At 74.2% G+C, this 21,975-nt stretch carries 19 protein-coding genes; 2 read left to right on the forward strand and 17 right to left on the reverse strand.

The window, feature by feature from the left end; all coding sequences use genetic code 11:
* Positions 1 to 160: 160 nt before the first annotated feature.
* The gene (locus DNK53_RS07710; RefSeq protein ID WP_110181728.1) at positions 161 to 1,234 is read right to left on the reverse strand and encodes an amidohydrolase family protein; all 1,074 of its coding nucleotides are present in this window, start codon (positions 1,232 to 1,234) and stop codon (positions 161 to 163) included.
* Between the two features lie 50 nt (positions 1,235 to 1,284).
* Here DNK53_RS07710 and DNK53_RS07715 point away from each other — a divergent pair, with 50 nt between their 5' ends.
* Positions 1,285 to 1,965 (forward strand): GtrA family protein, encoded by a 681-nt coding sequence (locus DNK53_RS07715; protein ID WP_239456418.1) that lies wholly within the window; start codon positions 1,285 to 1,287, stop codon positions 1,963 to 1,965.
* On the opposite strand, the gene DNK53_RS07720 is transcribed toward DNK53_RS07715, so the two are convergent.
* From DNK53_RS07720 to DNK53_RS07740, 5 genes are all read right to left on the reverse strand, one after another.
* Positions 1,880 to 2,251: a hypothetical protein gene (locus tag DNK53_RS07720; RefSeq protein ID WP_110181730.1), complete on the reverse strand. Its 372-nt coding sequence runs from the start codon at positions 2,249 to 2,251 to the stop codon at positions 1,880 to 1,882. The two genes, DNK53_RS07715 and DNK53_RS07720, sit on opposite strands and share 86 nt — an antisense overlap.
* A gap of 7 nt (positions 2,252 to 2,258) precedes the next feature.
* Positions 2,259 to 3,821 (reverse strand): signal recognition particle protein, encoded by a 1,563-nt coding sequence (gene ffh / locus DNK53_RS07725; protein ID WP_110181731.1) that lies wholly within the window; start codon positions 3,819 to 3,821, stop codon positions 2,259 to 2,261.
* 111 nt (positions 3,822 to 3,932) lie between these two features.
* On the reverse strand, positions 3,933 to 6,158 hold the full coding sequence (locus DNK53_RS07730) for a [protein-PII] uridylyltransferase (protein ID WP_110181732.1): 2,226 nt from the start codon (positions 6,156 to 6,158) through the stop codon (positions 3,933 to 3,935).
* A 90-nt stretch (positions 6,159 to 6,248) separates the two neighbouring features.
* On the reverse strand, positions 6,249 to 6,587 hold the full coding sequence (locus DNK53_RS07735; RefSeq protein ID WP_110181733.1) for a P-II family nitrogen regulator: 339 nt from the start codon (positions 6,585 to 6,587) through the stop codon (positions 6,249 to 6,251).
* Entirely contained in the window at positions 6,584 to 7,924 is a 1,341-nt protein-coding gene (locus DNK53_RS07740; protein ID WP_204163812.1) for an ammonium transporter, read from the reverse strand. The genes DNK53_RS07735 and DNK53_RS07740 overlap by 4 nt, the downstream gene beginning before the upstream one ends.
* A gap of 159 nt (positions 7,925 to 8,083) precedes the next feature.
* Here DNK53_RS07740 and DNK53_RS07745 point away from each other — a divergent pair, with 159 nt between their 5' ends.
* Positions 8,084 to 9,079, forward strand: coding sequence for a glycosyltransferase family 2 protein (locus DNK53_RS07745; protein WP_239456419.1), 996 nt, complete (start codon positions 8,084 to 8,086; stop codon positions 9,077 to 9,079).
* A gap of 9 nt (positions 9,080 to 9,088) precedes the next feature.
* Here DNK53_RS07745 and DNK53_RS07750 read toward each other — a convergent pair whose 3' ends face one another.
* The 11 genes from DNK53_RS07750 to DNK53_RS07800 form a co-directional block, all read right to left on the reverse strand.
* The gene (locus tag DNK53_RS07750) at positions 9,089 to 12,265 is read right to left on the reverse strand and encodes a glycosyltransferase (protein ID WP_110181734.1); all 3,177 of its coding nucleotides are present in this window, start codon (positions 12,263 to 12,265) and stop codon (positions 9,089 to 9,091) included.
* 31 nt (positions 12,266 to 12,296) lie between these two features.
* Positions 12,297 to 13,451: a signal recognition particle-docking protein FtsY gene (ftsY, locus tag DNK53_RS07755; protein ID WP_110181735.1), complete on the reverse strand. Its 1,155-nt coding sequence runs from the start codon at positions 13,449 to 13,451 to the stop codon at positions 12,297 to 12,299.
* A 33-nt stretch (positions 13,452 to 13,484) separates the two neighbouring features.
* Positions 13,485 to 13,682: a hypothetical protein gene (locus DNK53_RS07760; RefSeq protein WP_110181736.1), complete on the reverse strand. Its 198-nt coding sequence runs from the start codon at positions 13,680 to 13,682 to the stop codon at positions 13,485 to 13,487.
* 132 nt (positions 13,683 to 13,814) lie between these two features.
* A complete protein-coding gene (locus DNK53_RS07765; protein WP_110181737.1) occupies positions 13,815 to 14,273 on the reverse strand; it encodes an acyl-CoA thioesterase in 459 nt (152 codons plus the stop codon).
* The gene (smc, locus tag DNK53_RS07770; RefSeq protein ID WP_110181738.1) at positions 14,270 to 17,887 is read right to left on the reverse strand and encodes a chromosome segregation protein SMC; all 3,618 of its coding nucleotides are present in this window, start codon (positions 17,885 to 17,887) and stop codon (positions 14,270 to 14,272) included. Before smc ends, DNK53_RS07765 begins: the two co-directional genes overlap by 4 nt.
* A 16-nt stretch (positions 17,888 to 17,903) precedes the next feature.
* Positions 17,904 to 19,187, reverse strand: coding sequence for an MFS transporter (locus tag DNK53_RS07775; protein WP_110181739.1), 1,284 nt, complete (start codon positions 19,185 to 19,187; stop codon positions 17,904 to 17,906).
* A gap of 7 nt (positions 19,188 to 19,194) precedes the next feature.
* The gene (locus DNK53_RS07780) at positions 19,195 to 19,398 is read right to left on the reverse strand and encodes a hypothetical protein (RefSeq protein ID WP_110181740.1); all 204 of its coding nucleotides are present in this window, start codon (positions 19,396 to 19,398) and stop codon (positions 19,195 to 19,197) included.
* A gap of 183 nt (positions 19,399 to 19,581) precedes the next feature.
* Complete coding sequence (mutM, locus tag DNK53_RS07785; RefSeq protein ID WP_110181741.1) at positions 19,582 to 20,439, reverse strand: bifunctional DNA-formamidopyrimidine glycosylase/DNA-(apurinic or apyrimidinic site) lyase; 858 nt, start codon at positions 20,437 to 20,439, stop codon at positions 19,582 to 19,584.
* A 3-nt stretch (positions 20,440 to 20,442) separates the two neighbouring features.
* On the reverse strand, positions 20,443 to 21,213 hold the full coding sequence (rnc, locus tag DNK53_RS07790) for a ribonuclease III (RefSeq protein WP_110181742.1): 771 nt from the start codon (positions 21,211 to 21,213) through the stop codon (positions 20,443 to 20,445).
* Complete coding sequence (gene rpmF, locus DNK53_RS07795) at positions 21,168 to 21,353, reverse strand: 50S ribosomal protein L32 (RefSeq protein ID WP_110181743.1); 186 nt, start codon at positions 21,351 to 21,353, stop codon at positions 21,168 to 21,170. Before rpmF ends, rnc begins: the two co-directional genes overlap by 46 nt.
* A gap of 61 nt (positions 21,354 to 21,414) precedes the next feature.
* Positions 21,415 to 21,939, reverse strand: a complete 525-nt coding sequence (locus DNK53_RS07800; RefSeq protein WP_239456420.1) for a YceD family protein — start codon at positions 21,937 to 21,939, stop codon at positions 21,415 to 21,417.
* Between the last annotated feature and the right edge of the window lie 36 nt (positions 21,940 to 21,975).

Raw genomic sequence — 21,975 nt, forward strand, 5'->3', positions numbered from 1 at the left:
GGTTGGTGAGCGACCCGCAGCCAGGTGGGGACCGGGGTGGATCGATCGGGGGGCACTGCCGCGTCCGGATGAGAGGGTCCGCACGGACAGGACACAGGGGAAGAGTCTGCCAGACCCGGGCGGCCTCCCACCAATCGCGCTCCTCCCGAGGGGCGGAGCCTCAGGCCACCACCCGGCCACGGAGCACGACGCGGGCGGGCTCGTAGAGCACCGACAGGTCGCCGCGTGGATCACGGTCGTAGACCACGAAGTCGGCCGGCGCCCCCTCCGCCAGGTCGGCGTTCCAGCCGAGCCACTCCCTGCCCCGCCAGGAGACGGCGGCCAGCACGTCCTCCACGGGCAGGCCCATCTCGGCCATCGCGAGCGCCTCGCCGGCCAGGTGGCCGTGGCGAGCCGGACCTCCTCCGTCGCTGCCGACGTACATGGCGACGCCGGCCTCGTGGGCCGACATGAGGACCTCGCGGCGGCGGGCGTAGAGCTCCTCCATGGTGGCGGAGTAGTCGGGGAACTTCTCCCGCCCGCCGGCGGCGAACTCGGGGAACTTCGCGGTCTGCATGACCGTCGGGACCAGGGCGACCCCGGCGGCCGCCATCTGCTCCACGTGGTCGACCGAGAGGCCGGTCCCGTGCTCGATGCAGTCGATGCCCGCGTCCAGCAGCCCCTGGAGCACCTCGCGGCCGAAGCAGTGCGCCGTGACCTTGGCGCCGTGCCGGTGCGCCACCTCGATCGCCTCCGCGAACGCGGCGGGGGGGAAGGAGGGGGCGAGGTCGCCCTCCTCGCGGGAGATCCAGTCCCCCACCAGCTTCACCCAGCCGTCCCCCGACCGGGCCTCGCGGGCGACGTGCTCCGCCAGCTCCTCGGGCTCGACCTCGTGGCCGAAGTTGCGGATGTAGCGGCGCGTGCGCGCCACGTGCCGACCGGCGCGGATCAGGCGGGGCAGGTCCTCCCGCTCCTGCACCCACCGGGTGTCCGCCGGGGAGCCGCAGTCACGCAGCAGCAGCGCCCCGGCGTCGCGGTCCGCCAGGGCCTGGCGCTCCGTCTCCTCGTCGCTCACCGCGCCGGGGTCGTCGAGCCCGAGGTGGTTGTGGGCGTCGACGAGGCCCGGGACGATCCACCCCGACGCCACCGTCTCGGCGCCCGGCTGGGGCTCGTGCGTGACCCTCCCGTCGACCACCCACAGCTGCGTGGCCTCTCCCGTGGGAAGGACCGGACCGGTGAACCTCGTCGCGTTCATGGGACGACCGTATGACACGGGTCACGTCACCCGGCCGCTACTGTCCTCGGGTGACTGTGGAAGGGCAGGCGGCCCGGGGCCGCCGCAATCTCGGGCTGTTCCTGAAGTTCGGACTGGTCGGGGCCTCCGGCGTGGTCGTCAACCTGGCCACGCTGGTGGTGGTCAACCGGCTGGGGGCCCACCCCGAGGACGCCGTCGTGGGGCTGCCGCTGACGGACTACAGCATCCGCTGGTACCACGTCTTCTCGACGCTGGCGTTCCTCGTGGCGAACCTCTGGAACTTCCAGCTGAACCGGACCTGGACGTTCGTCTCGGCCCGGCACGCTCGGTGGTGGTCGGAGTACTGGCCCTTCCTCGCGGTGGGGGCGCTCGGGCAGGGGATCGGCCTGGTCCTCCTGACCTCGTTGATGCACCAGGGCAGCCCGCTCGCGCTGCCCACCGACGTCCTGGACGACTCGACCGGGTTCCGGACCCGGCTCTACTGGGGCCAGCTCATCGTCATCCTCGTGGTCACCCCGCTGTCCTTCGTGCTCAACAAGCTCTGGACCTTCGCCGCCGTGCGCACGCACCGGCTCGCCGAGCACGCCGAGCACGCCGAGCGGGCCGACGGCGCGGCGCGGCCCGGTCAGGAGCGGGACGACGCCCTCACAGCCGGTCCCACAGCCAGCCCGGACTCGTCACCGTCGTCCCCAGTCCCTCCACCCGGGCCCGGAGCATCCGGTCGGCCGTGACGACAGTGACCCGGCATCCGGCCTCGCAGCCGGCGCGGGCCTGCGCCACGACCTCCGAGTCGCCGTCCCGCGGGGCGTGGACGGTCCGCACGTGCGCGTCGCGACCCGGCCGGACCCCGCCCTTGGCGGCGCCCTCGAGCACGAGCACGACGTCGTCGTGAGGGAGGTCGGCGACGAGCAGCGCCTCGTGCAGCCGACGCGCGGCGCCGGCACGGTCCTTCCACCAGCCGTCGGGCCGGGCTCCGACGACGTTGGCCGCGTCGACGACCAGCAGGGTGCCGGTCACCCGGGCCTCACTTGAGGAACTTGGTGAAGTCCTTGGGCAGGTCGAGGGCGGCCGCGGCCTTCTCGTAGTCGATCTCCCCCGCGCCGGCACCGAACGCGCTGCCCGGGGCTGCGGTCGTCTTGCCGCCGCCGGCCTTCTGGGCGGCAGCCTTGGCCGGGTTGCCGGAGACCCGCTTCGCCTTGCCCTTGCCCTTCTTGGGCTGCTTGCCCCGCTTGCCCCCGCCGAGGCCGGGCATCCCCGGCATCCCCGGCATGCCCGGCATCCCCCCCCGGGCCATCTGCTGCATCATCTTGCGGGCCTCGAAGAAGCGGTCGACCAGCTGGTTGACGTCGGAGACCGTGGTGCCGGAACCCTTGGAGATGCGGGCCCGGCGCGAGCCGTCGATGATCTTGGGGTTGGCCCGCTCGGCCGGCGTCATCGAGGAGATGATCGCCTGGATCCGGTCGAGCTCGCGCTCGTCGAAGTTCTCGAGCTGCTCGCGGTACTGGCCCATCCCGGGCAGCATCCCCATGATCTTGGTCATCGACCCGAGCTTGCGCAGCTGCTGCATCTGCTGCATGAAGTCGTCGAGGGTGAAGTCGCCCTTGCCCTGCAGCAGCTTCTCGGCCGCGGCCAGGGACTGCTCCTGGTCGAACGCCTTCTCGGCCTGCTCGATCAGGGTGAGCACGTCACCCATGTCGAGGATCCGCGACGCCATCCGGTCGGGGTGGAAGAGGTCGAAGTCGGTCATCTTCTCGCCCGCCGAGGCGAACATGACCGGCTTGCCGGTGACGGACGCGATCGACAGCGCCGCACCACCGCGGGCGTCGCCGTCGAGCTTGGTCAGCACCACGCCGTCGTAGCCGACGCCGTCGAGGAAGGCCTGGGCCGTGGTGACCGCGTCCTGGCCGATCATCGCGTCGACGACGAAGAGGACCTCGTCGGGGTCGACCGCGTCCCTGATGTCGGCGGCCTGCTTCATCAGCTCGGCGTCGACGCCGAGGCGGCCCGCGGTGTCGATGATGACGACGTCGTGGAGGGTCCGCCTCGCCTCGTCCATCGCCGCGCGGGCCACCTGGACCGGGTCGCCGACGCCGTTGCCGGGCTCGGGGGCGAAGACCGGGACGCCGACGCGCTCGCCGTTGACCTGGAGCTGGTTGACGGCGTTGGGCCGCTGAAGGTCCGCCGCCACCAGCATGGGCGTGCGGTCCTGCTCCTTGAGCCAGAGGGCCAGCTTGGCCGCGAGGGTCGTCTTGCCGGCACCCTGCAGGCCCGCGAGCATGATGACGGTCGGACCGCTCTTGGCGAAGCGGAGGCGACGGGTCTCCCCGCCGAGGATGGTGACGAGCTCCTCGTTGACGATCTTGATGATCTGCTGGGCGGGGTTCAGCGCCTGGCTGACCTCCTCGCCCCGAGCCCGCTCCTTGACCGCGGCGACGAACTCCTTGACCACCGGCAGGGAGACGTCGGCCTCCAGCAGGGCGATCCGGATCTCGCGGGCGGTGGCGTCGATGTCGGCCTCGGAGAGCCTCCCCTTGCCACGGAGGTTCTTGAAGGTCTCGGCGAGCCGGTCGGACAGAGTGGCGAACACGTGCGTTCCTTGCGTCGGAGGGCCCGGGTCTCGGGGCGGGTGGAGCGGGTGGGGCCACGAGGGCTGCGCACCAGCCTAACGGGCGGCGTCGTCCGGCGCGGCGGCCCCGGCTCAGGTCAGGGCCGCCCGCACCGCGTGGGCCGCGGAGGCGGCCCGGTCCTCCGCGAGCGCCCCCGCCCCGAGCTCCTGGAGGTAGAAGACGTCCACGGCCTGGGGCCCCAGCGTGTCCACGTGGGCGGAGCGCACCGTCATCCCCAGCCCCGCCACGACGGAGAGCACCCGGTGCAGCAGACCCGGACGGTCCGCGGCCCGCACCTCCAGGACGGTCGCGTGCCGGGACGCCTCGGGACGCACCACGACGGACGGGTCGAGCCCGGCGGTCTCCAGCCGCCGCACCCGGCCGCCCGGGTCGATCCGGCCCTCGGCGATGGCCTCGAGCTGCTGCCGCAGCACCGCCGGCTCGAGGTCGACCTCCGACACCTCCCACCGGGAGACCCCCAGGTCGCCCTGCGACCAGGCCCGGGCCCCGCGGACCGGGAGCCGCTGCAGGGCCAGCAGCGCGGCCACGTCCGCGAGCAGGCCGACCCGGTCGTGGGCCATCACGGTGATCCGGCTGCCGTCGTCGCTGGGCTCCACGCTCAGCGCCACCGTCACGGAGCCGTCCGCGAGCGCGACGGGGACGGGCAGCTCCGGGTCGACGGCGGTCGCGCCGGTCACGTCCTCCCCGGCGGCCGCGCAGAGCTCGACCGCCGCCCGGCGGACGAGCGCGTCGACCAGTCCGGCCCGCCAACTGGTCCAGGCCTTCTCCGAGGTGGCCCGTGCGTCCGCCTCCGTCAGCGCCGCCAGCAGCTCGAGGGCGAGCGGGCTGGTGACCCTGCCGGTGACCTCCGCGACCGTGGCGGGGTCGTCCACGTCGCGCGAGGTCGCGAGCCCGGGCAGCAGCAGGTGGTGGCGCACCAGCAGCCCGACCACCGCCACGTCCTCGGGGACGAACCCGAGCCGCGCGGCCACCTCCCGGGCGACGGGCTCGCCGGCCACGCTGTGCTCGACCAGGGACCCCTTCCCGATGTCGTGGAGCAGCGCCGCCACCATGAGCAGGTCGGGGCGCCGCACGCGCCGGATCAGGCGGGAGGCCTCGACGCAGGTCTCGACGACGTGGCGGTCGACGGTGAAGCGGTGGACCACCGAGGCGTGCGGCAGCAGGCGGATCCGCTCCCACTCGGGCAGCAGGACGTCGAGTCCACCCGTCTCCTCGAGCGTCTCCCAGACGCCGAGCAGCCCCGGTCCCGAGGCCAGGAGCCGGACGAGCAGGTGCCGCCCCTCCTCCGGCCACGGGACCGGCAGCGCGGGCCCCTCCGCCACGAGGCGCGCCACCGTCGCCGGGGCCAGCACGAGGTCCCGCTCGGCCGCCTCCGTCGCCGCGCGCAGCAGCAGGAGTGGCTCCCGCGCCGGGTCGACCCGCCCGTCCAGCACCACCTCGCCCGACGACTCCGCGACCCCGGGGGCGAGCGGCTCCAGCCGCGGCCGCCGGGCTCCCGAGGTCCGCGGCCGGGCCAGGACCGCCTCGGTGCGGCGCCAGGTGAGCCGCGACAGGTGGGCGATCCGCCGGCCGTGACGGCGTACGTGGCGCTGCGCGGCCTCCGCGTCGGGCAGGCCCGTGCCCGCCGCGATCTGCGCCCACGCCTCGGGGCCGACCCGGTCGACCGGTCGCCCCGAGGCGGCGTGCAGGAGGTCGCGGACGTCCAGCAGCGCCTGGCGTCCCCGCTCCAGCTCGACGTGCGGCACGTCGACCAGCCAGGTCGCCACGAGCGCGCGCAGGACGCACGCGTCCCGGAGCCCCCCGGCCGCCTCCTTGAGGTCGGGGACGGCGACGTGCGCCAGCTCCCCCACCAGCTCGTGCCGGTGCCGGACCATCGCGGCCAGCTCGGGGAGCCGCTCGCGCGCCGAGCGGCGCCAGGCGGCCAGCACGTTGGTGCGCAGCCGGAGGGTGAGGTTCGGGTCACCCGCGAGGTGGCGGAGGTCGAGCAGCCCGAGGGCCACCCGGAGGTCCGCCGCCGACGCGGCGAGCATCTCGCTCGCCGAGCGCACGGAGTGGTCGAGCCGGTGCCCGGAGTCCCACAGCGGGTACCACAGGGTCGACGCGAGAGAGCCGGGGTCGACGTCGTCGTCGTGGACGAGGACGACGTCGAGGTCCGAGTACGGCGCCAGCTCGCCGCGCCCGTAGCCGCCGACCGCGACGAGGCAGGCTCCCGACTCGGGACCTCCGGCCTCCCGGTAGGCCCCGCGGCACAGGGCGTCGGCCCGGGCGGTGCGGTCTGCTCGCTCGGCGTGGGTCATCGGACCTCCTGGTGGGGAACGTGGACGAGGCCCGTCCCGGGCGGCGAGCGCCGCCCGGGACGGGCCTCCTGGTGTGCGGGGCGGGCGGGCTCAGAGAGCGGCGCCGTCCTTGTCCCCGGTCCGGACCCGGACCACGGTGTCGACCGGGCTGACCCAGACCTTGCCGTCACCGATCCGGCCGGTCTGCGCGGTCTTGACGATGATCCCGACGACGTCCTCGGCGTCGGCGTCGTCGACCACGATCTCGATCCGGATCTTGGGCACCAGGGCGATGTCGTACTCCGCACCCCGGTAGACCTCGGTGTGGCCCTTCTGCCGGCCGTAGCCGCTGACCTCGGAGACCGTCATCCCGGCGACCCCGAAGGTCTCGAGCGCCTCCCGGACGTCCTCCCACTTGTGCGGCTTGATGACCGCGGTGACCAGCTTCATGCGGTGGCTCCTTCCTTGACCTGCTCCGAGGTGGCAGCGCCACCGATGACCCCGCGGCGGGTGCCGCCGGCTCCGCCGAAGTCGTAGCCCGACTCCCCGTGCTCGGCGAAGTCGATGCCCTCGACCTCGACCTCCTCGTCGACCCGGAGGCCGATGAGGGCCTTGACGGCCATCGCCACGACCACGGTGGCCACCGCCGACCAGACCATCGCGAAGAGGGCGACCAGCACCTGGACGACCAGCAGCTTGACGCCGTCACCGTAGAACAGGCCGCCGCTGGTGGCGAGGAAGCCGAGACCCACGGTGCCGACCAGGCCACCGACCAGGTGGACGCCGACGACGTCCAGCGCGTCGTCGTACCCCAGCTTGTACTTGAGGCCGACCGCCAGGGCACAGGCCGCACCGGCCACCAGGCCGAGCACGATCGCGCCGATCGGCGACAGCGAGCCGCAGGCGGGGGTGACGGCCACCAGGCCGGCGACCACGCCGGAGGCCGCACCCAGGGAGGTGGCCTTGCCGTCGCGGATCTTCTCGATCACGAGCCAGCCGAGGATGGCGGCGGCGGTGCACACGGTGGTGTTGAGCCAGACCAGGCTGGTCTCGCTGAGGAACTGCGCGGCGTCCGCCTCGGCGCTCTCGCCGCCGAAGACGACCGAGCCCACGTTGAAGCCGAACCAGCCGAACCACAGGAGGCCGGCGCCGATCATCGTGAGCGGCAGGCTGTGCGGCTTGATCGGCTCCTTGCCGAAGCCCAGGCGCTTCCCGAGCAGCAGCGCGAGGACCAGGCCGGCGACACCGGCGTTGATGTGCACCACGGTGCCACCGGCGTAGTCGATCGGGGCCACCTCGGCGCCCCCGTCACCGGAGAAGACCAGGTCGGCGAGGCCGTTGGTGGCGCCGCTGAGGAAGCCGCCGCCCCACACCATGTGGGCGAGCGGGAAGTACGAGAGCGTGGCCCACAGCGGCAGGAACAGCATCCACGCCGAGAACTTGAGCCGGTCGGCGACCGCCCCGCTGATCAGCGCGGCGGTGATGACCGCGAACGTCAGCTGGAAGCCGACGAAGATGTAGTCCTGGCCGCCCACGTCCTTGAGCCCGAAGAGCTCGAACGGGTTGGCGAAGAGCATCGCCACGTCCTGCGACCCGTAGGACATGGACCAGCCCCACAGCACGTAGACGACACCGATGACGCCGGTCGCGGAGAACGACATCATCATCATGTTGAGCACGGACTTGGAGCGGCTCATGCCGCCGTAGAAGAGCGCCAGTGCTGGCGTCGTCATCATCAGGACCAGGGATGCCGACATGAGCATCCAGGCGTGGTAGCCGTAGTCCATTGGACCTCCAGTTGCCTCGGGGAGTGATGCCAGCAACCTTCTGCCGAGGAGATTTCGAGGTGTGCCGCCGGATGTTGCCGGCGTGCAACGTCTGCGCCCGTCCTGTTACGGACGTGTGAACGCGTCAGGGGTGCGCCCGGTGAACTAGGGTGCGGGGTTGTGAGGATCATCGGGACCCTGATGGTGCGCGACGAGGTCGACGTCGTCGCCGCCATGGTCGAGCACCACCTCGCCCAGGGCCTCGACCAGCTCGTCGTCACCGACAACGCCTCGGTCGACGGGACCCGCGAGGTGCTCGAGGCCTACGCCGCGACGGGCCTGGTGGAGCTGCACCACGACCCCGAGCACCGCAAGCAGCAGCGCGACGTCGTGACCCGGATGGCCCGCCGGGCCCGGACCCGCTTCCGCGCCGACTGGGTCCTCAACCTCGATGCCGACGAGTTCCTGGTCCCCGTCGACCGCGACCTCACCGTGCGGGAGGCGCTGGAGCGCACGCCCCTGTACCTCAACGCCTTCACCGTCCCCGTGGTCAACATGATCGGGCCGGCCGGGTGGTCGGGCAGCGGCCTGTCCCGCCTGGTCTGGCGCGACCTGCGCAGCAACGAGACGCTGCGGGCGATCGGGCTGCACGCCCAGCCCACCCCCAACGCCGTGCACCGGGGCGAGTCCGACATCGTCGTGCAGCAGGGCAACCACTTCACCTCGATGCCGAGCAACGGCCAGCCCGACCCCGACGTCTCCATGGAGGTGCTGCACCTGCCGTGGCGCTCCTGGACCCAGTTCGAGCGCAAGGTGGTCAACGCCGGCCGCGGCTACGAGGCCTCTCCCGACCTCAAGCCGAGCCCCAACCACCACGGGATGGCCGACTACCGGCGGTGGAAGGAGGGGCGGCTCGAGGAGTCCTACCTCGCCCGCAGCCCCGACGTCCGCGAGCTGGCCGCCGGCGAGCGGACGGGCGAGTTCCGCCACGACCCCTGGCTCCGCGACCACCTGCGCGCGCTCGTGGGGCGAGCCCTGCACCCCGACCTGCTCACCGCCGTGCTCGATTCCGACAGCACGTCCCCGGTCCCGGACGGCCTCGGCGACACCGAGCTGCGCCGGCACCTCGAGCTGGCCCGCGACGACGTCGCTGACCGGACCAGCCGCTCGGCCTGACCGCCCCGGTCAGCGGTCGAAGCCCCGCTCCCGGCGCGCCTCGAGGGCGATCTCGACCAGGCGCGCGGCCCGCGCCCGGAACGAGTGCTCGCGCCGGACCCGGGCCGCGACCTCCCGGCGCTCGGCGTCGGAGCCGAAGATGTCGTCGGGGTGGCTCGAGGAGGTGAGCGCCACGAGGTGCTCGGGCGACTCCATCACCTGCACCGAGCGCCCGAAGAGGTCGCCGAGCCCGACCACGTCGTCGGTCACGACCCGTGCGCCCGCGGCGGCGGCGTCGAAGAGCCGGTTGGACAGGAACCCCTCCACCCGCATGTCCTCCCAGTGGTCGTTGAGCACCACGCCCGCCGACCGGTAGGCGGCCCCCAACCGGGAGTTGGGCAGGTAGGTGTCCTTGATCAGCCGGCCGGCCACGAAGGGCCGCCACTGGCTGCCGTAGATGGAAAGGGGGAGCCGGACCTCGACGGCGGCCCGCACGATCGGCCGGTACTCCTTGCGCGACCCACCCACGAACAGCACCGGGTGGCCGGTGTCCGGGACCGCGAGGTCGGGGTGGAAGAGCCGGTGGTCGGTGGCCTGCAGCATCGGCTCGACCCGGATCCCCCAGTCGCGCGAGCGCCGCTGGGCCCACGTCGCCGAGGCAGCCAGGAGGCGGTCGTAGGAGACCGCTTCCGCGGTCGGCAGCATCTCGGGGTGGGAGATCACCCAGCCGATCGTCACCTGCTCCAGCGACGGGCGGTACGGGGCGAGGCCCCGCAGCACGAGGGCGACGTCGTCGAAGCGGCCCGTGTAGCGCTCGTGCTCCTCGCGGTGGTCGATCACCACCTCCTGCCCCATCTCACGCAGGGCAGCGGCCAGGGCGCGGGCGAAGTGGGTGTCCCCCCAGCGCTCCCCCTCCGGCCCGGTGGGCGCGGGGTTCTTGATCGCCCACCGCAACCGCGGCGGCTGCTCGGCGACCGTCAGCCGCGGGGCGCGGACCAGCACGGGCTCGGGGATCCCGAGCCGCCGCTGCTTGCGGTGCCGGAAGGCGACCGCCCGGTCGACCACGCGGAACCCCCTGGTCGTCCACAGCTCCTCGTCGTCGCCCGGCAGGGCGTGCTCCCAGCGGCGCAGGAAGAGCATGCGGTTGGTGTCGAAGGCGTCGAAGCGGCCGGGCGTCTGCGACTCGTGGTGGGTGACCCGTGAGTCGGGGCGCACGGTGAACCGGCCCGGTCGCCGGGCGGCGAGCCGCAGGCACAGGTCGACGTCCTCCATCCCGTTGCGGAACACCGGGTCGAAGCCCCGGAGGTCGACCACGTCGTCGGTGCGCAGGGCGAGGGCGGCGCCCGTCAGGGCGTGGAAGGCCAGCTCCTCGACGCCCGCGGCGTCCTCGACGGGGAACCCCTGCAGGAAGGCGTGCGGGAGCCCCCCGGTGACGGGGAAGGCGACACCGGCCGACTGGACGACCCCCGAGGGGTAGAGCAGGAGCGACTGCGCCCCGAGCACGTCGGGGTCCGAGAGCGCCCGGACCAGGGGCTCGAGCCAGCCCTCCGCCACCGTGGTGTCGTTGTTGAGGAAGACGACGGTGCCGCCGCGCACGTGCGGGACGGCGAGGTTGTTGCCCAGGGCGAAGCCGTGGTTGGTGGCCAGGTGGAGCACGCGCACGTCGGGGAACCGGACCGGGAGCGAGTCGAGGACCACGGAGGCCTCGGCGTCGCAGCCGTTGTCGACCACCAGGCACTCGACGCGCTGGTCGCCCGTCTCCGCCGCGGCCATCACGCTCTCCACCGCGGCCCGCGTCATCTCCCAGTCGGCGTAGGTGGGGACGACGACCGAGACCAGCCCCGGGTCGCGCCGGGTCCGGGCGAGCTCCTCCCAGTCGACCAGGGAGCGGTTGAGCACCACGTCGGCCCACGCCTTGACCGTCGCGTGCTCGAGGACCGGTCGGTCGCCCGCGGGGCGTCGCTTGGCCTCGGCCGCCCACAGCGCGTGCCGGGTCACCCCCTGCAGGGGGACGCCGCGCAGCCCGCACCGCGGGGCGAGACGCGTGACCAGCTCGAAGTCCCACGCCCCGGGGATCTCCTCGTCGAAGCCGCCCAGCTCCTCGAGGACGCGCCGCCGGACGAGCAGCCGGCCCAGGTCGAGGGTGAGCCGCTCCGTCACCTGCCCGCGCGGCAGCCCTCCGCCGGCGAGCGCGGAGGAGCCGTCGCGGCGTACCCGGCGGAGCACGTCGACCAGGGCGTCCTCGTCCTCCACCTGACCCACGGCGGTGAGAAGGCGCAGCCGGTCCGGGGTCCAGGTGTCCCCCGACTCCAGGAAGGCGACCCACTCCCCCTGCGCCACCGCCAGGGCACGGTTGAGGGCGGCGGCCCGCGACGACGGCGCCGGCACGAGCGCCCAGCGCCCCTCGGGCAGCTCGGCGGCGACGACCTCCTCCAGCTGGGGCAGGACACCCTCGTCCAGCACCAGCACCTCCCAGGCACCCAGCACCTGGGCGCGCAGCGACCGGAGCGACGTCGCGAGGTGGCCGGCGTCCCGGCCGGGGGCGAGCAGCACCGACACCAACGGGGCCCCGGAGGGCACCTCGGGGCTGACGTGGTCGTAGCTGGCCAGCACCTCCCGGCCCCGCCTCAGCTCCTCCCGCGTGGCGGCGGGACGCTGGACGGCGGTGCGGCGCCGGCTCCACTCGGCGCGGCGCGCGGCCACCCACGCGAGCAGGTCGGGGTGGGGTCCGCCGTCGGGGTCGAGGAGCCACTGGTTGGCGGCGGCACCCGCCGCGGCGCCCACCTCCTGGTAGTGGCCGAGCGGCCCGTGCGGGTGCGCCCGCGCCCCGGGCGTGCGCCGCAGGTAGCGGCGGGTGTCGAAGAGGGGGTGGGTGGTGGCGCGCCAGGCACGACGACGCAGGTAGACGAGGAAGACGTCCCGGTCGGACAGGTCGGCCGGGTGGTGCTCGGCGAACCACTGCCGGTCGAAGAGCGGGTGCGGCGACGGGCGACGGGCGACGGGGGTGCGCAGGTAGTGCCGGACGAGCTCGAGCCGGGACCCCTCCTCGCCCGTGACCAGGGAGTACCACTCCTCGTCGAAGAGCGGCGAACCCATCAGGAGGGATGCGTCGGCCCCGAGCCGGCCCCCGGCCACCGGCACGGTGGAGCGGCCCTCGACGACCCGCCCGACGGCGCGTCGGACCCGGGTGATGCTGGGTCGATCCACGTCCGCGGCCTCCTGGTCGGTGGGTGCTGCCTCAGCCGAGCAGCGCGTCGACGAAGGCCTCGGCGTCGAACGGCGCCAGGTCGTCGGCGCCCTCGCCGAGCCCGACCAGCTTGACCGGGACGCCGAGCTCGCGCTGGACCGCCACGACGATACCGCCCTTGGCGGACCCGTCGAGCTTCGTCAGGACGATGCCGGTCACGTCGACCACCTCGGAGAAGACCCGCGCCTGGATCATCCCGTTCTGGCCGGTGGTGGCGTCGAGCACGAGCAGCACCTCCGTCACGGGGGCCTGCTTCTCGATCACGCGCTTGACCTTGCCCAGCTCGTCCATCAGCCCGGCCTTGTTCTGCAGGCGCCCGGCGGTGTCGACCAGGACAGTGTCCGCGCCGTCGGCCGCGCCCGTCCGGACGGCCTCGAAGGCCACGCTGGCGGGGTCGCCGCCCTCGGGGCCGCGGACGACCTCGACGCCGACCCGCTCGCCCCAGGTGGCCAGCTGCTCCACCGCGGCGGCGCGGAAGGTGTCGGCGGCGCCCATCACCACGCGCCGGTCCTGGGCGACCAGGATGCGGCCGATCTTGCCGACCGTGGTGGTCTTGCCCGCGCCGTTGACACCGACCACGAGGACCACGCCGGGCTTGCCGTCCTCGCCGCTGACCTGCAGGCGACGGTCGAGGCCGGGGTCGACCAGGGAGAGCAGCTCCTCGCGCAGGACCGTGCGGACGTCGGGCGTCGAGCCGCCCTCCACCCGCATCCGGGTGCGGAGCCGGTCGACGAGCTCCTGGGTCGGCCCCACCCCGATGTCGGCGGTGAGCAGGGTGTCCTCGACGGACTCCCAGGTGTCCTCGTCCAGGCGGTCGCGGGAGAGGAGGGCGAGCAGGCCACGGCCCAGGCCGCCCTGCGAGCGGGCCAGGCGCTGGCGCAGCCGGACCAGGCGGGATGAGACCCCCTCGGGCCGCTCGAGCGTGGGGACGGCGGGCGCCTCGGGCGTCGCCTCCGGGGCGGCCGGGGCCTCCGGTCGGGCCGGAACCGGTGGCGCCTGCGGGGTCGCGGTCGTCCCGCGGTCGAGGACGTCGGTCCCCGCGCCGGGCGGCAGGCGTCGCGCGCGCCGGCCGCTGGCGAGGAGACCGGCCACGGCCACCACGCTGAGGACAGCGATGCCGATGATCAGGTAGAGGAGGTCACCCATGCCCCAATCCAATCAGACGGTGCCGCCCCGGGCTCAGGGGAGGCGCGCCCGCACGCCCTCCTCCGCTTCCTCCTCGTCGAGCACGGGCAGGGCCCCCAGGCGTCGACGGACGGCCCGACCCGCCTCGGGGAGCACCGGCAGGTCCTCCCCACGGTGCGGGAAGGCCACGTAGGCGAGGACGGCACCAGCCGCCAGCAGGGTGAACAGCATGACGAGGACGATGGTCAGCACGGGGCCAGCTCCTGTGGTTCGGTTCCGAGACCCTCCACCTTGGCACGGCGGGCCGGCCCGGGTCGCAGCCGCAGCGGCCCGTGGCGTGTCGCGTGCGCCACACCCGCGGACGCCCCGGGCCCGCCCGCGGGCTCAGGCGTCGTCCGGCTCCCGCAGCAGCGGCAGCACCGCGGCGCGGATCTCGTCGGGCAGCGGCACGACGGGCCGGTCCCCCGCTCCCCGCGCGTTGTCCACGTAGACGTGCACGAAGCGGCCCTCGGCGGCCGCCTCGTCGCCGTCCCCCTGGAAGAGCCCGATCCGGTAGACGATCGAGGACCGCCCGACCCGGTCGACCACGAGCCCCGTCTCGATGGGCTCGGGGAAGCCGATCTCGCGGAAGTAGCGGCAGCCCGTCTCGGCCACCACCCCGATGCTGGGGAGCAGTCGCACGTTGGTGCCGGTCGCCTCGAAGAGGTGGGCGTTGACCGCGGTGTCGAAGAGCTCGTAGTACGTCGCGTTGTTGAGGTGCCCGTAGGCGTCGTCGTCGCGCCACCGCGTGGTCACGGTGCGCCAGGCGACGTAGTCGGCCCTGGTCGGTCTGGGGGTGCTCATGCGGACTCCGCCCTCCGGTCCTCGCGCTCCGCCGCCGCCCCGGGGTCGGCGTCGCGCAGTCTTTGGCTGATCACGGTCGACACGCCGTCGCCGCGCATCGTGACGCCGTAGAGGGCGTCACCGACCTCCATCGTCCGCTTCTGGTGCGTGATGACGAGGAGCTGGGAGTTCTCGCGCAGCTCCTCGTAGATCTGCAGCAGGCGGCCGAGGTTGGTGTCGTCGAGGGCGGCCTCCACCTCGTCGAGGATGTAGAAGGGCGAGGGCCTCGCCTTGAAGAGCGCGACCAGGAAGGCGACGGCGACCAGCGACCGCTCCCCTCCGGAGAGCAGCGAGAGCCGCTTGACCTTCTTGCCGGGCGGCCGGGCCTCGACCTCGATCCCGGTGGTGAGCATGTGGGCCGGGTCGGTGAGCACCAGCCGCCCCTCCCCGCCCGGGAAGAGGCGCGCGAACGTGGCGTCGAACGCCTTCTCGACGTCGGCGTAGGCCTCGGTGAAGACCTGCTCCACGCGCTGGTCCACCTCGGCGACGATGTCGAGCAGGTCCTTGCGGGTCCGCCTGAGGTCCTCCAGCTGCTCGGTGAGGAACCGGTGCCGCTCCTCCATCGCGGAGAACTCCTCGAGCGCGAGCGGATTGACCCGACCGAGCATGCTGAGCTGCCGCTCGGCCGCCCGCAGGCGCTTCTCCTGCTCGGCGCGCACGAAGGGCGCGGGGTCGGGCGCCGGCTCCCCCTCGGCGACCTCGCCGAAGAACGGGACGTGCTGGTCGGGACCGTACTCGGCGACGAGCGTCTCCGGGGCGAGCCCGAGCTCGTCGAGCGCCCGCTCCTCCAGCTGCTCGATCCGCATCCGCTGCTGCGCCCGGGCCATCTCGTCGCGGTGCACCGAGGAGACCAGCTCGTCGTGCTCGCGTCCGAGGTCGCGCATCCGGGCGCGCACCTCGAGCAGCTCCTGCTCGCGCCCGTGACGGGACCGCTCCACCTCGCCGCGCTCGTGGGCTGCCCGGTTGACCGCGCCCTCGAGCGCGTGCAGCACCACCGCGACGGCGGCGCCCACGGCCTCCGCGGCCCGGCCCTCGCGCAGGATCCGCTCCCGACGGGCCCGGGCCCGGGCCCGGGACTCCCGCTCGGCGGCGGCCGCCCGGAGCAGCTGGTCGGCGCGCCCGTGGACGGCCCGGGCCCGCTCCTCGGCGGTCCGCAGGGCGAGCCGCGCGTCCGTCTCCGCCTGGCGGGACGCGCGGGCGGCCTCCTTGAGCTCCTCGCGCCGCGTGGTGTCGGGCTCCTCGTCAGGGGCACCCTCGGCCTGGTCGAGCCGCGCCTGAAGGTCGGCGAGCCCGGCCAGGTCCTTCTCGCGCGCCTCGGTGGCCGTGGCGATGGCCCGCTCGAGCCGGTCGGCCTCGCCGCGGGCGGCGCGGGCCTGGGACCCGTGCTGGCCCAGCTCCTCGGCGATCGCCGCGAGCGTGGCGTCGGACTCGTGGAGGCGGGCCAGCGCCACGTCGACGCGCTTGAGCGCCTCGAGCCGCTGGGCCTCCAGGCCGGAGATCTCGAAGCCCAGGCGCTCGGTGGTGGCGGTCGCGGCGGCGAGCTGCTCGGTCGCCTCGTCGTGCGCGGCCTGGACCTCCAGCAGGCTCGGCTGGTGGTCGGAGCCGCCCGCGGCGAAGTGCAGCCCGAGGAGGTCGCCCTCCCGGGTCACGGCGCGGGCCCCCGGGAGGGTCCGGACCAGCTCGGAGGCGGCGTCGAGGTCGTCGACCACCACCACCCGCCCCAGCAGCCCCTCGATCGAGGGGCGCAGCCGGTCGGGGCACGTCACGACGTCCACGGCGTACGCCGCCCCTGCGGGCAGCGCCGGGGCGCCGGGCAGGCGGGGGTCGCCGTCGTCCCCGTCGGCCCTCTCCGCGTCACCCGCCACGAGGAGGCCTGCCTGCCCCAGGTCGTGCTCCTTGAGGTGCGCGAGCGCCCCCAGGGCCCGCTCCGGGCCGTCGACGACGACCGCGTCGGCGGCGGCCCCCAGCGCGGCTGCCACCGCGGCCTCGTAGCCGGGACGCACCTGGAGCAGCGCGGCCGCGGAGCCGAGCAGCCCCGACACCTCGTCGGAGGCCGCCAGCAGGGCGCCCGCGCCGTCCTTGCGGCGCAGCCCGAGCTCGAGCGCGTCCTTGCGGGCGACGAGCCCCGCGCGCTCCCGGTCGGCGGTCTGCAGGGAGTCGCGCGCCTGGGCGAGGCGCTCCTCGACCTCGTCGAGCGCCTCGACCGAGGCCTCGTGCTCGGCGTCCAGACCCTCCTCGCCGGCGTCCAGGCCGGCCACCTCGGTCTCGAGGGCGGTGAAGTCGCGCTGCGCGCGCTCGGCCCGCTCGAGGGCCTCCCGGCGCGCGGCGTCCAGCCGGCCGAGCTCCTCGTCGGCGGCGGCGGCGCGGGACTTCAGGGCGTTCACCTGGCCCTGCAGGCGGGCGAGCCCCTCGCGCCGGTCGGCGGCCGCGCGGACGAGGCCGGCCACCCGCTTCTCCTCGTCGGCCGCGGCGTCCTCGGCCGACCGTCGGGCCGCCACCGCCTGCTCCAGGGACCCCCGCAGCTGGTCGACCTCGGCGGCCGCCTGCTCCTCCTGCTGCCGCGCGCGGGCCGCCTGCGCCTCCAGCTCCTCGGGGTCCCGCCCCGCCACCTGTCCCTCCTCGGAGGAGCCGCGGGCGTTCCGCACGCGCTCCGCGGCCAGCGACTGGGTGCCGCGGAGGCGCTCACGCAGGCCCGACAGCGCGAACCAGGACTCCTGGGCGGCGGCCAGGGCCGGCAGGTCCTCGCGCAGCGCCGCCTCGAGCCGGGCCTCCGCCTCGCGGGCCGCCGCGAGCTCGGCCTCGACCGCCTCGCGACGCTGCACCAGGACCGACTCGTCGGCCATCTCCTGCGCCAGGGCCGTGCGCGCCGTGACCAGGTCGTCGGCGACGAGGCGCGCCCGCGCGTCGCGCACCTCCGCCTGCACGGTGGCCGCCCGTCGGGCCACCTCGGCCTGGCGGCCGAGCGGCTTGAGCTGGCGACGGATCTCGGTGATGAGGTCGTTGAGCCGCGTCAGGTTGCCCTCGGTGGAGTCGAGCTTGCGGAGCGCCTTCTCCTTGCGCTTGCGGTGCTTGAGCACCCCGGCGGCCTCCTCGACGAACCCGCGCCGGTCCTCGGGGGTGGCGTGCAGGATCGAGTCGAGCTGCCCCTGGCCGACGATCACGTGCATCTCGCGCCCGATCCCCGAGTCGGAGAGGAGCTCCTGGACGTCGAGGAGCCGGCAGGAGGTGCCGTTGATCGCGTACTCCGAGCCGCCGTTGCGGAACATCGTGCGGCTGATCGTCACCTCGGCGTAGTCGATGGGGAGCGCACCGTCGGCGTTGTCGATCGTGAGGGCGACCTCGGCCCGACCCAGCGGCGGGCGTCCTGAGGTGCCGGCGAAGATGACGTCCTCCATCTTGCCGCCGCGCAGCGACTTGGCGCCCTGCTCGCCCATCACCCAGGCGAGGGCGTCGACGACGTTGGACTTGCCCGAGCCGTTGGGGCCGACGATGCAGGTGATCCCCGGCTCCAGCTGGAGCGTCGTGGCCGACGCGAAGGACTTGAACCCCTTCAGGGTCAGGCTCTTCAGGTACACCCGGCACTCCTCACGGCTACGGCTCGACCGCGGTCACCCTACCCGCGCGGCCGCCTGCGGGGCGGGAGCCCGGCGGGCGGTCCGCGGCGGCCACGTGGGCGAGGGTGCGCCACACCAGGGCCAGCGTCACCGCGGAGCCGGCGAAGGCGAACCAGAAGGGGGCCGCCAGCCCCCACCGCTCGGCGATCGCGCCGCCCAGGAGCTGGCCCACGACCATCCCGGCGAAGACGGCGACGAGGTAGACGGAACCGACCCGCCCCTGCAGCTCGGTGGGCACCGCGCGCTGTCGCACCGAGACCGAGACGTTGTACCAGACGAACGAGTAGCCCCCGAAGGCCACCATGACGAGCAACGCGACCCAGCCGGTGGTGGTGAGGGCCAGCGCCAGGTGGACGAGCACCTCGAGCAGGAGGCAGCCGCGCATCAGGGTCGCGGCGTCCAGGTGCCGCTCGAGCCACCCGTAGGTCGCCGTGCCGACGAGGCCGCCGACGGCGGCCGCGGTGGTCAGCAGGCCGTAGCCCACCTCCCCCATGCCCACGCGGTGCAGCGACCACAGCACCAGGACCGACCAGGCGGCGCCCCACGTCACGTTGAAGGCGCAGACCACCAGCGCCAACGTGCGCATCGCGGCGTGGCGGCGCAACCAGCGCACCCCTTCGGCGACGTCGTGGCGCACCGCGGTCCCGCCCGGCTCGCGCACGGCGCCCCGGGCCGCCGCGATCCGGGAGACCAGGACGGCGGCCAGCAGCACGGTGGTGGCCTGCACCAGGAACGGCCAGGCCGTGCCCGCCGCGAAGAGGAACGCCCCCAGCGGCGGCCCGACCAGCTGGTTGCCGACCAGGTAGCCGGCCTGGAGGCGGGAGTTGGCGGTCCCGAGGTCGGGGCCGGCCACGACCATCGGGGTGAGCGTGGAGGTGGTCGTGTCGGAGAAGACCTCGGCGAGCCCCAGCGCGAGCATGGCGGCCAGCACCACCGCGATGCCGACGTGCCCCGTCACCACCGTGAGGCAGAGGACACCGAGGACGAGGGCCCGCAGCAGGTTGGCCACGACGACGACGTGGCGGCGGTCGAGCCGGTCGGCGACCACGCCGGCGTAGAGGCCGAGCAGCAACCACGGGACGCGCTGCAGGGCCGCCGCCAGGGCGACCAGGCGCGCGTCGTCGGTCTGCTGGGCGACCAGCAGCGGGCCCGCCGCGAGGGCGATGCCGTCGCCGACGTTGCTGGCCCAGACCGAGGCCAGGAGGCGTCGGAAGTCGCGCCCCAGCCGACGGGGCACCAGGGTGTCGAGGAGCCGGGTCACGCCCGCATCAGGCGGGCTGCATCTCCTGCATGGCCTGGTCGTCGAGGAGCGCAGCGGCCTGGAGGTCGGTGAGCCGGTCGTTCTCGTCCTGCAGGCGGTGGACCAGCGCCTCGAGGTCGGCGACGCGCGCGCGCAGCCGGGCGTTCTCCGAGGTGAGCTGGGCGCTGCCGCGCTGGTCGATGCCGAGATGTCCGAGGAGCGCCTTGGCCATCGTCAACCTTTCAGGAGTGGGGAGCACACGTGGGACGCCGGAGATCGTCGCGGCCCGGGGACCGCCGGGGACCGGCGCAGGAGACCGCGGTGCGGCCGTCTTCAAGAGTCCCACCGGCAGGCCGCCGGGTCAACTCGGCGGGACCCGGCCCGGGGCGGGCCGGCGTCGGCCCGGCACGACGGGTCAGCGGGCGACGCGCCGAGCCCGGGGCACGGGCTGGCACCGGGGGCAGAAGAAGGACGACCGGTTCATGAAGGCCACCCGCCGGATCGGCGTCCCGCACCGCTCGCACGGACGGCCTTCCTGCCCGTAGGCGTGGAGGCTGCGGTCGAAGTAGCCCGACTCGCCGTTGACGTTGACGTAGAGCGCGTCGAACGACGTGCCGCCCTGGGCGAGGGCCGACTCCATCACCTCACGGGCGTGGCCCAGCACCTCGAGGGCCTGGCCCCGGGTGAGCCGGTCGCCCGGTCGCTCACCGTGCACCCGGGCCCGCCACAGGGCCTCGTCGGCGTAGATGTTGCCGATCCCGGAGACCAGGCCCTGGTCGAGCAGCTGGCGCTTCACCGCACTGGGCCGACGGCGGATCCGCGCCGCCACGTCGGCGGTGTCGAAGGCCGGGTCCAGCGGGTCCATCGCGATGTGGGCGATCTCGGTGGGCAGCGAGGCGCCCTCCGGCGAGAACGCCAGCCCGCCGAACATCCGCTGGTCGACGAAGCGGAGCTCCCGGTCCCCCGCCAGTCGCAGCCGGACCCGCAGGTGCCGCTCGTCGGGCGTCCCGGGGGGCTGCACCAGCATCTGGCCGCTCATGCCGAGGTGTCCCAGGACGGCGTCGCCCGAGTCCAGGGCGAGCCAGAAGTACTTGCCGCGTCGGCGCACCGCCACCGGCGTGCGCCCGGTCACCGCGGCGGCGAAGCCCTCGGGCCCGAGGGGGTCGCGGCGCAGCGGGCGCGGGTGCAGGACCTCGACGTCGAGCACGCCCCGACCCACGACGTGGCGCTCGAGGCCACGGCGCACGACCTCGACCTCGGGCAGCTCGGGCACGGCTCAGGACCCGCTCGGGACCCCGTCGGTGCGCTGCGCCTCGGCGATCTCCTCGTAGGCGGTCCGCGCCGCGGCCTGCTCGGCCTCCTTCTTGGAGCGCCCGGTGCCGTGGCCGTAGAGGGACTCCCCCACCCGGACCTGCGCGGTGAAGGTCTTGGCGTGGTCGGGGCCGTCGTCCTGGATGACGTAGTCGGGCACGCCGAGCTGGTGCTCGGCGGCGAGCTCCTGCAGCGAGGTCTTCCAGTCGAGCCCGGCGCCCATGGCGGACGCCGCCTCCATCAACGGGTCGAAGAGGCGGTGGACCACGGTCGCCGCCTCCTCCAGCCCGCCGGAGAGGTGGATCGCGCCGATCACCGCCTCGACGGTGTCGGAGAGGATCGAGGCCTTCTCCCGGCCGCCGGTCGTCTCCTCGCCGCGGCCGAGCTTGACGTGCTCGCCCAGCCCGATCGTGCGCGCGACGTCCGCGAGGGCGCGCGCGTTGACCACCGCCGCCCTCAGCTTGGCCAGGCGGCCCTCGGAGAGGTCGGGGTGGGCGCGGTAGAGCGTCTCGGTCACGACGACCCCGAGGACCGAGTCCCCGAGGAACTCGAGGCGCTCGTTGGTCGGCAGGCCGCCGTTCTCGTAGGCGAACGAGCGGTGCGTCAGCGCACGGTCCAGCAGCTCGGCGTCCAGGACCGGATCACCGAGTGCTGCCCGGAGCTGCTCCGTGCTCAGCTGCGAGACCTCGGTCAGAGGACCTGGCGACGGTCGGCGCGAGCGCCGTACTGGCCGCACTCGCCGCACGCGCGGTGCGGCAGGTGCTTGGCGCCGCAGGCCGGGTTGGCGCAGGTCACCAGCGTGGGCGCGACAGCCTTCCACTGCGAGCGACGGTGGCGCGTGTTGCTGCGCGACATCTTCCGCTTGGGGACAGCCACTGTGATCTCCTTTGCCAGGGCCTGACGGCCTCGTGCTCTCGTCCGGTCGGGGTCCCGACCTTCAGTCCTCTTCCTGCTTCAGGGCCTGCAGCCCCGCCCAGCGCGGGTCGACCGCCGCCTCGTGCCCGTGGTCCGGGTCGTCCGCGAGCCGCGCGCCACACTCGACGCACAGCCCGGGACAGTCGTCCTGGCACAGCGGCTGGAACGGCAGTGCGAGCACCACCGCGTCCCGCAGCAGGGGCTCGAGGTCGAGCAGGTCGCCCTCGAGCTTGCTGGCCTCGTCGTCCAGCTCCTCGTCGGAGCTGTCGTGCCGGACGTCGTCGTAGACGTACAGCTCCTGGAAGTTGACGGCGACCTCGTCGTCGATCCCTTCCAGGCACCGCACGCACTCGCCTTCCAGCGCGGCTCTCGCCACACCGGTGACCAGCACGCCCTCCATGACCGCCTCGAGGCGCAGGTCGAGCTCGACCGGCGACCCCTCGGGGACACGAAGGACTTCGATGCCAAGCTCTGCCGGTGCCGGCACCGAACGGACCACCTCACGCTGGGACCCCGGGCGGCGGCCGAGCTCGCGAGTGTCGAGCACGAGCGGCGCTCTCGGGTCCAAGCTGTTCAGTGGTCC

This window comes from Nocardioides solisilvae, from assembly GCF_003194625.1.
Lineage (GTDB): Bacteria > Actinomycetota > Actinomycetes > Propionibacteriales > Nocardioidaceae > Nocardioides > Nocardioides solisilvae.

Coding starts and splice junctions, on each gene's coding strand:
- DNK53_RS07765 (WP_110181737.1), bottom strand. CDS start 14,273: ATGAGCACCCCCAGACCGACCAGGGCCGACTACGTCGCCTGGCGCACC.
- ftsY (WP_110181735.1), bottom strand. CDS start 13,451: ATGGGTGACCTCCTCTACCTGATCATCGGCATCGCTGTCCTCAGCGTG.
- DNK53_RS07730 (WP_110181732.1), bottom strand. CDS start 6,158: ATGACCCACGCCGAGCGAGCAGACCGCACCGCCCGGGCCGACGCCCTG.
- DNK53_RS07780 (WP_110181740.1), bottom strand. CDS start 19,398: ATGGCCAAGGCGCTCCTCGGACATCTCGGCATCGACCAGCGCGGCAGC.
- DNK53_RS07735 (WP_110181733.1), bottom strand. CDS start 6,587: ATGAAGCTGGTCACCGCGGTCATCAAGCCGCACAAGTGGGAGGACGTC.
- DNK53_RS07740 (WP_204163812.1), bottom strand. CDS start 7,924: ATGGACTACGGCTACCACGCCTGGATGCTCATGTCGGCATCCCTGGTC.
- DNK53_RS07710 (WP_110181728.1), bottom strand. CDS start 1,234: ATGAACGCGACGAGGTTCACCGGTCCGGTCCTTCCCACGGGAGAGGCC.